The organism is Sulfitobacter sp. D7, from assembly GCF_003611275.1.
Lineage (GTDB): Bacteria > Pseudomonadota > Alphaproteobacteria > Rhodobacterales > Rhodobacteraceae > Sulfitobacter > Sulfitobacter profundi.
Map to the genome: position 1 here is coordinate 685,814 of NZ_CP020694.1, position 12,368 is coordinate 698,181.

The 12,368-nt window shown below is 60.1% G+C and carries 12 protein-coding genes and 2 tRNA genes; 11 read left to right on the plus strand and 3 right to left on the minus strand.

Going from position 1 to position 12,368, the window contains the following annotated elements:
* The first annotated feature begins 226 nt into the window (after positions 1-226).
* Positions 227-946 carry a helix-turn-helix transcriptional regulator gene (locus B5M07_RS03340; RefSeq protein WP_120350211.1) on the plus strand — a complete coding sequence of 240 codons (720 nt, stop codon included), beginning with the start codon at positions 227-229 and terminating at the stop codon, positions 944-946.
* Between the two features lie 70 nt (positions 947-1,016).
* On the plus strand, positions 1,017-1,724 hold the full coding sequence (locus B5M07_RS03345; RefSeq protein ID WP_067939457.1) for an SDR family oxidoreductase: 708 nt from the start codon (positions 1,017-1,019) through the stop codon (positions 1,722-1,724).
* Between the two features lie 15 nt (positions 1,725-1,739).
* Here the strand turns inward: B5M07_RS03345 and B5M07_RS03350 are convergent, their stop codons facing one another.
* Positions 1,740-3,521, minus strand: coding sequence for a sensor histidine kinase (locus B5M07_RS03350; RefSeq protein ID WP_120350212.1), 1,782 nt, complete (start codon positions 3,519-3,521; stop codon positions 1,740-1,742).
* A 434-nt stretch (positions 3,522-3,955) separates the two neighbouring features.
* Between B5M07_RS03350 and B5M07_RS03355 the strand changes: the two genes are divergently transcribed.
* The 3 genes from B5M07_RS03355 to B5M07_RS03365 all read left to right on the plus strand — a co-directional run bounded on the left by B5M07_RS03355 (position 3,956) and on the right by B5M07_RS03365 (position 7,623).
* A complete protein-coding gene (locus B5M07_RS03355; protein WP_254693952.1) occupies positions 3,956-5,476 on the plus strand; it encodes a sensor histidine kinase in 1,521 nt (506 codons plus the stop codon).
* A 332-nt stretch (positions 5,477-5,808) separates the two neighbouring features.
* Positions 5,809-7,257: a PAS domain-containing sensor histidine kinase gene (locus B5M07_RS03360; protein ID WP_120350214.1), complete on the plus strand. Its 1,449-nt coding sequence runs from the start codon at positions 5,809-5,811 to the stop codon at positions 7,255-7,257.
* Positions 7,258-7,263: 6 nt separating this feature from the next.
* Complete coding sequence (locus B5M07_RS03365) at positions 7,264-7,623, plus strand: response regulator (RefSeq protein ID WP_120350215.1); 360 nt, start codon at positions 7,264-7,266, stop codon at positions 7,621-7,623.
* Between the two features lie 27 nt (positions 7,624-7,650).
* On the opposite strand, the gene B5M07_RS03370 is transcribed toward B5M07_RS03365, so the two are convergent.
* Positions 7,651-7,727, minus strand: a tRNA-Arg gene (locus B5M07_RS03370).
* A 103-nt stretch (positions 7,728-7,830) separates the two neighbouring features.
* On the opposite strand from B5M07_RS03370, the gene B5M07_RS03375 reads away from it, so the two are divergent.
* Positions 7,831-8,352, plus strand: coding sequence for a superoxide dismutase family protein (locus B5M07_RS03375; protein ID WP_120350216.1), 522 nt, complete (start codon positions 7,831-7,833; stop codon positions 8,350-8,352).
* A 224-nt stretch (positions 8,353-8,576) separates the two neighbouring features.
* Here B5M07_RS03375 and B5M07_RS03380 read toward each other — a convergent pair.
* Positions 8,577-8,651: transfer RNA gene (locus tag B5M07_RS03380), tRNA-Thr, on the minus strand.
* 85 nt (positions 8,652-8,736) lie between these two features.
* Between B5M07_RS03380 and B5M07_RS19375 the strand changes: the two genes are divergently transcribed.
* Genes B5M07_RS19375 through hisD form a run of 5 tightly spaced genes read left to right on the plus strand, consistent with a single transcriptional unit; the run spans position 8,737 to position 12,367 of the window.
* Positions 8,737-8,913 (plus strand): hypothetical protein, encoded by a 177-nt coding sequence (locus B5M07_RS19375; RefSeq protein ID WP_162931795.1) that lies wholly within the window; start codon positions 8,737-8,739, stop codon positions 8,911-8,913.
* Between the two features lie 3 nt (positions 8,914-8,916).
* On the plus strand, positions 8,917-10,188 hold the full coding sequence (murA, locus tag B5M07_RS03385; protein ID WP_120350217.1) for a UDP-N-acetylglucosamine 1-carboxyvinyltransferase: 1,272 nt from the start codon (positions 8,917-8,919) through the stop codon (positions 10,186-10,188).
* Entirely contained in the window at positions 10,185-10,655 is a 471-nt protein-coding gene (locus B5M07_RS03390; RefSeq protein ID WP_120350218.1) for a DUF2948 family protein, read from the plus strand. The genes murA and B5M07_RS03390 overlap by 4 nt, the downstream gene beginning before the upstream one ends.
* 29 nt (positions 10,656-10,684) lie before the next feature.
* On the plus strand, positions 10,685-11,014 hold the full coding sequence (locus B5M07_RS03395) for a hypothetical protein (protein WP_120350219.1): 330 nt from the start codon (positions 10,685-10,687) through the stop codon (positions 11,012-11,014).
* Between the two features lie 51 nt (positions 11,015-11,065).
* Positions 11,066-12,367 carry a histidinol dehydrogenase gene (gene hisD / locus B5M07_RS03400; protein WP_120350220.1) on the plus strand — a complete coding sequence of 434 codons (1,302 nt, stop codon included), beginning with the start codon at positions 11,066-11,068 and terminating at the stop codon, positions 12,365-12,367.
* Position 12,368: the final 1 nt, after the last annotated feature.

A 12,368-nucleotide genomic window follows, 5' to 3' on the forward strand; every position in this document is an offset into this window, starting at 1 on the left:
GGGGCCGCTTTATGCCCTGCACGGCCTCGACTGTGGGGGCGAACGTTCCGATCTTTGGTTGGGCGGTCGTTTGGCTTGTCCCTTGTCCAATAGGACAAAAATGCAACGTCTCTGCCCGTTTCCCTCATTCCGGGAAATCATTCACGGCGGTGATGTTCCCTCAGGGGTTGAGGCGTTCTATCAAGGTGCTCAGTTTTTAACCAAATGAGCTTTTGAACGCCGCCCTATGGTGACCCCGCTTTCCGACCGCTACCTCCTCCTGAAAGAGCAACGACCAGACATCAAGCCGACCGAGATGCTGCAGGTCTTGGCGCAGGAGATGGGGTTGAACAACCTGTCATATCTGGGGTTTCACAAAACCAACCCCGGCAACAGCGATCCGGTCATTCACACGACCTATGACCCGGCTTGGCTGACGCGCTACCAAGAGGAAAGCTATCATTTGATCGACCCGGTGGTCGACCAATCCCTTGAGGGCACCTTGCCCGTGGACTGGAGCGAATTGCCCAAGGTAGACCGGACCACCCGCAATTTTTTCGGGGAGGCGATGGAGTTTGGCGTGCGTCAAAACGGCGTGTCGATCCCCATTCGGGACCACCTGCATGGAAAGGCGGTGCTCACGCTGAACTCTGACCTGCGCATTCATGAATGGCGCAAATACAAGCGTGGCATCATCGCCGATGCTATCTATCTGGGCTGTTTGATCCAAAGTGACATCGTGGCGAATCTTGCCAGCGCCCCGCTGGGGCCGCGGTTAAGCACCCGCGAGAAGGAAGTGCTAAAATGGGCCGCCGTGGGCAAAACCGCTTGGGAAACGGGGCAGATCATGACGGTGGCGGCCAGCACGGTGAACCACCACCTCTATAATGCCTGCGCAAAGCTGCAGGTGACCAACAAAACCCATGCGGTGGCCAAGGCAATTCGGGCGCAAATCATCACGATCTGACCGACCGCGCGGGCAGGGCTTGGCGGCGGCTTTGTCGCGCGGTAAGCCGCCGCCAGCATAGGAGAACGACATGGAACTGCGCGACAAACGTATTTTGGTTACCGGCGGCAGCGACGGGATCGGGCGGCACATCTGCCTGAAACTGGCAGAGACCGGCGCGCGGCTGGCCATTCTGGGCCGCGATGAGACGCGGTTGCAGGCGGTGGCCGAGGCCTGCACAGCCGCAGGCGCGGCAGAGGCCGTAGGGCTGACCTGCGATCTGCAAGACCCATCGGCGATCGACCATGCCGCGGCGCAGGTGCTGGCGCGTTTTGGCGGGCTCGATATCCTGATCAACAACGCCGGGATTTGGCACAAGGCGGGGCCGCTCGACACAATCGCGCCGGAGATGCTGCAGGCGACGGTGCAGACTAATCTGACCGGTCTGATGCAGATGACACAGGCAACGCTGCCCGCGCTGCGCGACAATGACGAGGCGATCATCCTCAATGTCGTGTCGAAATCCGGTGTCGTGGCGCAGGCGGGGCAGTCGGTTTATACGGCCACGAAATACGGCGTGCGCGGCTTTACCGAGGTGCTGAAGGCGGATGAGGAAAACACCGGCGTGCGGATTGGCGGGCTGTATCAGTCGGGCACCAATACCGGCATGTTCGCCAAGGCCGGAGAGGATGTGCCGAACCACATTTTCACCGAACCGGATGATCTGGCCGATGTGGTGGTCTTTGTCCTCTCACGTCCGCCGAAACTGTGGATCCACGACATCCGCATCGAACTTTAACCGCGAAGGGCGCGCTTAGTCGGTGCCTTGCAGCGCGCCTTGGGCCGCTTGCGGGGCGGGCTCTGCCTCGGCCCCGATGCCGAATTCGACATGGAAGGTCGATCCGACACCGGCCTCGCTTTCGTAAAACAGATCACCCGCCATCTGCCGCGCCAGTTGGCGGGAGATATGCAGGCCAAGGCCAGAGCCTTGGGTCGATTTCTGACCGTCGTCGTCAAGCTGTCCGAAGCGGCCAAAGACCCGCTCCTCCATCCCCTCAGGGATGCCGCGCCCATGATCGCGGATAGAGAGCCTGACCCGGCCTTGGTGCGCCGTCAGCCTGCCCTCCACGGTGTCGCCAACATGGGAGAATTTCACCGCGTTCGAGATCAGATTGTCGACCACCTGTCGGATCGCAAAGGCATCGCCCAAGACCACGGCAGGCTGCGTGATCTTGCCGATATCCAGCCTGATGCCGCGCTCATGCGCGTACATGCGGTTTTCCTCGATGCTTTCGCGCAGCAGAGCGGGCAGGTCGACGGGCAGCCACTCAAGTGCCAGCGCCTGTACCTCAAGCTTTTGCACCAGCAGGATATTATCGACCAGACGGGACAGGCGGACCCCGTTGCGATGGGCAATGTCGAGCGAGGAACGCAGCGGGCCCTTGACCTCGCCCAGTTTGCCGCTGAGCGCCAATGCCAAGCCGCCCTTCAGTGAGGTCAGCGGCGTGCGCAGCTCATGGCTCACGACCGAGATGAATTCATCCTTGGCCCGGTTGGCTTCATCGGCCTCTTTCAGTGCTTGTTCAAGGGCCGTAGTGGTGGCGATCTGGTGGGTGACATCGACGAAGGTGACGCTCCAACCGATGACGGGGCCGGCGGGGGAGAGCGGGTTTTCGATGGGGTGAATGCGCGGCTCATAGAGGCGTTCATCGCAGGTGATATGGGCAGAGGCGGTCTGCGCCGTTTGCGCCTTTATCCCAGCGATCAGATCATTGCCCAAGGTCGGATCCGTCAAAAGCCCGCTGCGCTTGGCCGCGGCGTTCGAGCGAATGACGTGCCGCCGCGCGTCCAATAGGATGAGCGGTTCGCTCATCGTGTCAAACAGGGTCGATTGCCCGACAGAGGGCATATCCATCGTTTTGTTGGTCACCAGCAGCCATGAAAAGGCGAAGATGCCCAAGGTGAACATGAACGCCGTCGGATCAAGGCCAAGGACCGTGAAGCCGAACAGCGCATAGGCCGCGTTCGCGCCCAGTGGGATCAGGGTGATCACCACCAGCATCGTCAGCAGCGGCCAAGCGGCCCGTTTCGCCCGCAAAAATGCGCGCCCCAGCCAGATGAGCGTCGCCATCACAAAGCAATAGAGCACCGCAAGGACAAGGAAATATACCGCGCCATGTTCAAAGGTGATCTGATCCTTGCCGGGCTGGATCGCGGTCTCGGCGGTATAGATCAGGTGGTGCCAGCCGTTCGTCGCGGCGAGGACAAAGGCCGCCAGTGGCACGGCGATCAGGGCCAAAAGGCTCGCCCGGCCACGCGCATGGTTCGAGGGGCCGACATACTCAAAGATGAAGAACGACCACGCGACCGGAACCAGAGCATGACCCAGCCACGCCAGTTGCGCCTGTTGCATCTGGCAGGCGTAGCCGGGCGTTGCGGCTTCGGCTCCGACCATCATCAGGGTCCAGATCATCCCGGCAAAGGTTAGCGCATAGTAAACCTTGCCATGGAACTCTTGAAACCTGAGCGTCCATAGGGCGACAGCCGCAGCGATCACGCTGACGGCAAGCACGGCCCAATAGACCGGGTCAAGCATTAGCCCCTGAAAACACGTTAGCATGGCAGAGTTACCTATGAACCAAATTGAATATGCCCAGATCAGCATTGGAATGCGGCGCAAGTTTGGCGCTCTAGTGGCGTATTAAGGCAGGGCGACGCAACCCTTGGATGTGAAGGGCGTCAATTGGTCCCGTCACTTTCACCAATCGGACGATGCGATTGCATCACTCAACAGGGGCGAAGGGGCGTTCAGAGTGGGCTACGCGGTGGGGCAAGCGCGCAGTGGCGGGCCGCAGAAACCGGGACATGAGCCCCCGGGAGCGCTTCCCCCGCTCTCCGGCACCTGCCACGGTTTCACTATATGAAATTACCGCCAAAAAGAACCCACTCGAACACGGTTTCGACGCATTCCTTGCGCAACACTGGCCTCATTATCTTGAGGTTTAAAAAATGCTTACAGTGGCTCATTCTATGCACTCTGACCACGATATGACGTTGGTCTTGCTTGCCGCGCTTTTGTGCGCATTCGGCAGCTGGGTGATTGCAAATCTTTACCGACACGGGCTCAAGCAGACACCGCGTCAGGCGTTGTTGTGGTATTTTCTGACCGCCGTGACCTCTGGCATCGCAATTTGGTGCACGCATTTCATCGCCATGTTGGCCTATCAGCCCGATGCGCCGGTAAGCTTCGACTTTGGTCTTACTTTCGCCTCGTTGGTGATCGCGATTACCGGGTCTACGGTCGGCATTCTCATTGCGGGGATGTTTCGCAGACGGGTCACGACCGTGATCGGTGGGGTGATCTTGGGGCTGTCGATCTCGGCCATGCATTACACCGGGATGATCGCCTATCGGATCGAGGGGATCATTCACTGGGATAAGACCTATCTTGTTGCCTCGGTTCTGCTCGCCATGGTGCTGTCGACCGTGGCTTTGTTCTTTGGCGCGCAGGGCGATAAATACGCCCGGTCGAAAATGACAGCGAGCTTTGCCTTGGCGATCGTCGGTCTGCACTTTACCGGGATGGCTGCCTTTCATGTGACACCGACAACCTTGATCGGTGGCCATAGCAACCCTGATGAGTACAGACTGCTGGCGCTGGTTATCGCAGGGACGGCTGCGATGATCGTGATGGGCGGGCTGTTCACCTATTTCATCGAAAACCGCACGCGGTTGGAGAACATCGTCGAGTTGCGCCAAGCCCGGGATGAGGCCCGCGATGCCAGCCGCGCCAAGTCAGAGTTCATGAGCGTTCTGAGCCACGAGTTGCGCACGCCGCTAACGATCATCAACGGCTACGCCAGCTTTCTGACGAGCCTCAAAGGCCATACCATCGCCAAGCTGAAACCGAACGAGCAGATCTCGAAGGTGCATTTTGAAGAACTGGGCAACCAGACAGAGCGTTACGGCGGCCGTATCAAATCTGCGGGCGACCATTTGTTAACCATCATCAATGAACTCCTCGACTATACCAGTATCGAGCTTAACTCGATCAAGCTTAACAAAAACTCTTTTCAGGCTGGCGAACTGCTGGCCGAGTTGGAGGAGCAATTTCAGGGGCTGGCCAAGGAAAAGCAGGCGGTACTGGAGATCGAATGTGATGACTTCGACGTTTTCGCCGACCGAGGGCGCTGCAAACAGATCCTGATCAACCTTTTAGGCAACGCGCTGAAGTTCTCATCGGCCTCCAGCATTCGCATGCGGGCCAAGAGGGTCGGCGATACCTGCCGGCTTGAGGTCGAAGACAACGGCTGCGGGATGCCGGAAGAGGATTTGCAGCGGATCTTCCAAGCCTTCATTCAAGCGGAATCGGCCGCCAAAAGCGCCGATGGCGGCACGGGGCTTGGCCTTGCGATCAGCAAGAAGCTCGCCGCGGCGCATGAGGGAGACATTCAAGTGGAAAGTGCTGTCGGCGTCGGGACGAAGTTCACCGTGGTTCTGCCCGATTGCGCTTCGGAGATCAGAGTGGAGAATGCGCTCGCCGCGGCGTAACGGGGGCTGTGGCGGGGCAGGCGCGATTTGAGGTGGTTGCGCTTGCTTGATAGGCGGAAAGCCCAAGGCTCTCCGGGCGCGCTACGGCTTAACTAGCCTTGTTGAACGTCTCAAGCGCTATTGGCAGCCCCCTTTGGTCGCCGGGTCAATGGAAGCCGGGCGCAACTTTTCTCGCGCATACGTTGCCCACATGTTTCTGAAACTGCTTGCGGTCCCCCACATCAACGCAGTTTGGTACAACTTAACTTAAATTAGTATCTCTTTGCTTTTATGTTCTAAATTAAAGGGCTACGATCAATAGTGAAGATGGTAAGTACCGGGAGAGCGGGCCTATGGGCGGTGGTGAATCGGCGAATGCGCGCGTGCCGAGATCTGCAATTTTTGCAGCGTCCCCCCATGGCTATCTTGTTTTAGATACTGATCTTATGATCATCGACGTGAATGACCGGTATCTTTGCATCACCGGGTCAAAAGCCGATGATCTCATTGGGAAACTGCTGTTCGATGCATTTCCGGATGATCCTTCTGACGCTACGGCGGATGGCACCAACAATCTGCGCAAGTCACTTGAGATTGTCGCCGCCACTGGCAAGCCGCATCGGATGGCCGTTCAGAAATACAATATACCCATTCGCGACAGCGTCGACGGGGCCTTTGAAGAGAAGTATTGGCAGCCGTTCAACGCGCCTGTTTTCCAAGACGGCCAGCTGATCGCGCTTATTCACCATGTCGAAGATGTCACCTCGGAATTCATTGGTCGCCGCGACCAAGCGATACGGCTCAATCTGGCAAAACAGGTGTCGGGTGTCGGCTATGGGGAACTGGACCTTCAGACCGGCACCGCGAATGTATCGCATGAGTTGGCCGATCTTTTCGGCTATCCAGATACCGAGGGAACCTTTCCGATCACCAAGCTTTTTGAGCGTATCCATCCCGATGATCTGGAGCATGTGAAGAAGAGCTTGGAAGGGGTCACGGCCAGTGATGCAACGGTAAACGCCGACTATCGGATCGTCTTGCCCCGAGGGGATATTCGATGGCTGAACACACGTGGCGAAGTGCTTTTTGAGCATGGCAAACCCGCGCGGTTCATCGGTGCGTCCCTCGATCTGACCCATTCCAAAAAACGCGAAGAGGTCTTGCAGAAAACGCTGACCGAGAGGGACAAACTTCTTGAGCAGAAAGAAACGCTGCTGGGGGATGTAAACCACCGGATCAAGAACAGCCTCCATCTGGTGTCGAGTATCCTACGCCTTGAAGCCGCGTCGGTGGAAGACGACCACGTCAAACACAGTCTGCAGCAGGCCTCTTTGCGGGTGCATGCCGTAAGCTCGGTTCATGAACTTATCTATAAATCTCAGAACGTTACCCATGTGGATGTCGGTGAATACATCCCGCAACTCGTCGACTTTCTTTCAACCAGCACAGAGACCGACAGCAGGCGGATTGAGAATGTTGTCTACGCGCAGGCGGTCGTTCTTCCGACGGATCTGGCGATCAACCTTGCGCTGCTGATCAATGAGCTTGTGACCAACGCGCATAAACATGCCTTCGTTGAGCGGGAACAGGGCCGGGTAGATGTTCGTTTGCATCAAGAGGGAACCCTTTTGACCTTGACGGTATCGGACGATGGGATCGGTAGCGCGAAAGGTCTAGAGAGGGTCGGTCTCGGTTCGAAGATCGTGGCGGGCATTGTTAGCCAGCTTGGGGCGACGATGGAGAAGAGGGCAACAGAGCATGGTTATTGCGTCGAGATTGAGATCCCCATGCCTGCCGGGTAATGCCCGGTGAATATTCTGATCGTCGAAGATGAATTTCTGATTGCCTTGGACCTTCAGATGCAGCTCGAACAGCTTCAGCATTCCGTTCTTGGCCCGGTCAAGGATTTCGCGGCCTGCCGGGAGGTGGTGACGCAGTCCCGCCCGGACTTGGCGTTCATGGACCTTCGACTGGCGAATGGAGAATCTGGCGAGGACCTCGCACAGTGGTTGCTGAGCGAACACAATATCCGCTGCATCTTTTTGAGCGGCAACCTGGACGAACCGACCCAGACACGGCTGAGAGGGCTTGAACCGATTGCCATGCTCGGCAAACCCACTTTTCCGCATCTGATCGCAGCAGCGATTGACGATTTCGCGCGCGGGTAAGTGGGCGCGGGTAGGCGTGGCGGAAATTGGCGCTCCCTGAAGGATTCGAACCCTCGACCTGCCGATTAGAAGTCGGCTGCTCTATCCAGCTGAGCTAAGGGAGCACTCGGCCGCTTATAGGGGCAAGCCTTGCCCTGCATCAAGAGGAACCCGACGCGGGCCGGGTGGGTTGAGCCGTCATCGACATATAACCCAACGGAGGAAGCCATGTACCTGCGCAATATCCTACTCGGGGCCGCTTTGGCCACAACGGGCGCCGTCGCGGCGCAGGCCGAAGGCCATATGCAAACGGCAGCATCTGCTCAGGTGGCGGGCAATTCGGATGATATCTCAGGCAATGTTACCCTGAACACGACCGCCTCGGGCCGGACCTTGGTAAAGATCGACGTGACTGGCGTGCCCGCGGGCACCCATGGCGTGCACTTGCATGAAACCGGCGATTGTTCTGCGGATGATTTCAAATCTGCTGGGGGCCACATCGCGGGGGACCACAAGCATGGTGTGCTCGTCGAAGGTGGGCCGCATCCGGGTGACATGCCCAATATGGAAGTGGGGGAAGATGGCGTGCTTCAGGCCGAAGTCTTTCTTGATCTGCTCGATATCGAGACCATGATCAAAGATGACGACGGCGCGGCTTTCATTATTCACAGCGGTGCGGACGACTACGAATCGCAGCCCTCCGGCGATGCGGGCTCGCGCATTGCCTGCGGGGCCTTTGAGGCTTCGTAAAGGGATCTGAGACTTGGGCACCCCGGTCTCGTTCATTCGGGGTTGGGGTGTCGAATCGGCGCGGTGCCGCTGATCGGCGCGGGCGGGCAAGAAGCGGACGGCATGCCCATATGATGCAGGGAAGAACCGGACTCTCGCACTCAGACTGCCGCGCAGCGGCGGGCGTAGGTCGAGGGACCATCGCTCATGCGAGGTGGGGTGTATTTAGCGGAATGATGGGTAAATGGTGCTGCTGGAGAGAATTGAACTCTCGACCTCTCCCTTACCAAGGGAGTGCTCTACCTCTGAGCTACAGCAGCGCCGTGGGCGGGTGATTAGCCGCAATCGAAAGGGGGTGCAACCCCTGATCTGGACCCTTCTTGCACCCTGCGCTAGATAGGCGGCATGGCAAAGCAAAACGCCCCGGAAAAGAACGCGAAAACACCCTCTGCGCGGGAGGCGCGGCTGAAGGCTGCGCTCAAGGCGAATATGGCCCGGCGCAAGGCGCAGGCCCGTGCGCGGGCCGAGGATGTGGCGCAGGATACAGGCAATGGCCCCGACGGGTCGGAAAAGGACAGCTGAACGATGGATTCCATTCTGGTCAAAGGCGGCGGTGCGCTGAACGGGCAAATCCCCATCGCGGGGGCCAAGAACGCCTGTCTGGCGCTGATGCCCGCAACATTGCTGAGCGAAGAGCCACTGACGTTGACCAACGCGCCGCGGCTGAGCGACATCCGCACCATGACCGAACTGCTGCGCTCTCTGGGGGCGGAAGTCACCTCAATGCAAGACGGCAAGGTCATCACGATGGCCAGCCACGGGCCGATCAATACCCGTGCGGAATATGACATCGTGCGCAAGATGCGCGCCTCTAACCTTGTGCTGGGTCCGTTGCTGGCGCGGGAAGGCCATGCCGAAGTCTCGCTGCCCGGCGGCTGCGCGATTGGCGCGCGTCCGATGGATATTCACACCGATGGGCTGGCCAAGATGGGCGCGGAAATCGATCTGCGTGACGGCTATCTCTATGCCAAGGCTGAGGGCGGCAAGCTCAAGGGCGCCGTGATCGACTTCCCTTTTGCCTCTGTCGGGGCGACCGAGAATATCTTGATGGCCGCGACTTTGGCCAAGGGCACGACCGTCATCAACAACGCCGCGCGGGAGCCTGAGATCGTCGATCTGGCGGACTGTCTGCGGGCCATGGGCGCGCAGATTGAAGGTGACGGCACACCGAGCATCACCATTCAGGGCGTCGATAGCCTGCATGGGGCGACCCATAAAGTTGTGACCGACCGTATTGAGCTTGGCACCTATATGCTGGCGCCAGCCTTTTGCGGCGGCGAAGTGGAACTGCTGGGCGGGCGGATCGACCTGTTGCAGGCGTTCTGCGAAAAGCTCGACGCGGCAGGGATCGAGGTGACTGAGACACAGGCTGGCCTCAAGGTGGCGCGGCGCAATGGCCGCATCTCGGCGGTGGATGTCACGACAGAGCCATTCCCCGGCTTCCCGACCGACCTTCAGGCACAGATGATGGCGTTGCTCTGCACTGCCGAAGGGACCTCTGTACTGGAAGAGAAGATTTTCGAGAACCGCTTCATGCACGCCCCGGAATTGATCCGCATGGGCGCGCGGATTGATGTGCACGGCGGCACGGCTAAGGTCACTGGCGTTAAGAAACTCAAAGGCGCGCCGGTTATGGCAACCGATCTGCGAGCGTCGATCTCACTCATCCTCGCCGGGCTGGCCGCCACCGGAGAGACCACGGTAAGCCGGGTCTACCACCTTGATCGCGGCTATGAGCATGTGGTGTCCAAGCTGCGCGGCGTGGGTGCGGATATCGAAAGGATCAGCAGCAAATGACCGAAGATGCACGTTTCGAAGATGGCCGCGAAGCGCCGTTGAACCTCGGCGCATTGGATGCCGAGGATCTCACGGTGATCGCCTCGCTCACGCAAGATGCGGTGTTTCCTGCCTCTGAGATGCGCTGGCACCGCACGGGCGCGCGTTTCGCGCTGCTGCTGAACCGGCTGCGGCATGAAGATACGGGGGCCGCACGTCATGCGCCCGAGCGGGTGCAATCGGTGCTGATGTTCAACAACGTGCAGCGTGTGGCAAGCCAAGGCGTGCCCAAGGGCGATGCCGATACCATCCTCTCCCTGCTCGACATCACGTTCGAGGAAACCGACGCGCCTTCGGGCCATGTCACGCTGACCTTGGCCGGAGACGGCGCGATCCGGTTAGAGGTCGAGGCTCTGGAGGTAACGCTCAAGGATGTGACACGTCCCTATGTGGCCCCTTCAAAGAAAAGGCCCGTTCACCCCGAGTGACATCCCGTCACGGTGGCAAGGATCGCAAGATGCCGGAACTAAAACAGACTAGATTTACGCGGGGGCGCGTGGCGGCCCTGATGACCGAAGCGACGGGCTGGGCGCTTTTGCTGCTTGGTGTGGCGCTGGCGGTGCGGCATCTGTTGGGCACGGTCACCTTGCCGGGGCTTTTGGCCCCTGCCGCGGCGATTGCGGGCGGGCTGTTTGCCATTCTGGCAGCCCATGTCGCGCGCGCCGTGTTCGACAACGCCCAAGACACCCGCGCCATGCGTTTGGCGCAGCGCTCCGCCCCCAGTGCCGCTGTCAAAACATCGGGCCTGCGGGCCGAGCCCAGCCTGCGCCGCCCTTCCGCGCCTTGATACCTTTGGGCCAGCCCGCTGCGGTGGCCCCCTTTTCGAAAGCCTGACCCCATGCCCGTCACCCTTGATGCTTCCGCCCCCGATTTCGAAGCGGCCTTTGACAAACTGCTGAACGCCAAGCGCGAAGACAGCCCCGATGTCGATGCCGTGGTGGCCGAGATCATCGCCGATGTGCGTGCGCGGGGCGATGCTGCGGTGATCGACCTGTCGCAAAAGTTCGACCGCGTGACCCTCACCCCCGACAGCCTGCGCATCAGTGTTGCCGAGGTTGACGCCGCCGTCGCCGAAGTCTCCCCCGAGGACCGCAAGGCGCTGGAACTGGCCGCCGACCGCATCCGCGCCTATCACGCACGGCAGCTGCCCGAAGACGCCGAGTGGACGGATCCCGATGGCGCCACGTTGGGTTGGCGCTGGACGCCGGTTTCCGCCGCTGGCCTTTATGTGCCGGGCGGGCTGGCGAGCTATCCGTCCTCGGTCCTGATGAACGCGGTCCCGGCCAAGGTGGCGGGGGTCGAGCGTTTGGCCATGGTCGTGCCCACGCCCGATGGCGTGTTGAACCCGCTTGTGTTGCTGGCCGCCCGCATCGCCGGAGTGGATGAGATTTACCGCATCGGCGGCGCGCAGGCCGTGGCGGCGCTGGCCTATGGCACCGATACGATCCCCCCGGTGGACAAGATCACCGGCCCCGGCAACGCCTTTGTCGCCGCCGCCAAACGGCGCGTTTTCGGCAAAGTCGGCATCGACATGATCGCCGGCCCGTCGGAGATCCTTGTTATCGCTGATGGGGACAATGATCCCGATTTCATTGCTCTCGATCTGCTCAGTCAAGCCGAGCACGACGAGAGCGCGCAGAGCATTCTGATCACCACTGACCCCGCCTTTGCCCGCGCGGTGGAAGAGGCGGTTGAGAAACGCCTGCTCACCCTTGAGCGTCGCGCCATCGCGGGCGCAAGCTGGCGCGACAATGGTGCGATCATCACCGTGGCTGACCTCGACGCCGCGGCGGCGCTCAGCAACCGGATCGCGCCGGAACACCTTGAGCTTTGCGTGGCGGACCCAAAGGCGCTGTCGGAAAAGATCACCCATGCGGGCGCGATTTTCCTTGGCCAATGGACGCCCGAGGCGATTGGAGATTATGTCGGCGGGCCGAACCACGTTCTGCCCACGGCGCGGTCGGCGCGCTTCTCTTCGGGGCTGTCGGTGTTGGATTTCATGAAGCGCACCACATTGGCCCAGATGTCGCCCGAAGCCCTCAAAGCCATCGGCCCGGCGGCAGAGCGGTTGGCCCAGTCAGAGAGCCTTGAGGCGCATGGCCTGTCGGTCACCGCGCGCCTGCGCAAGCTGAACGACTAGG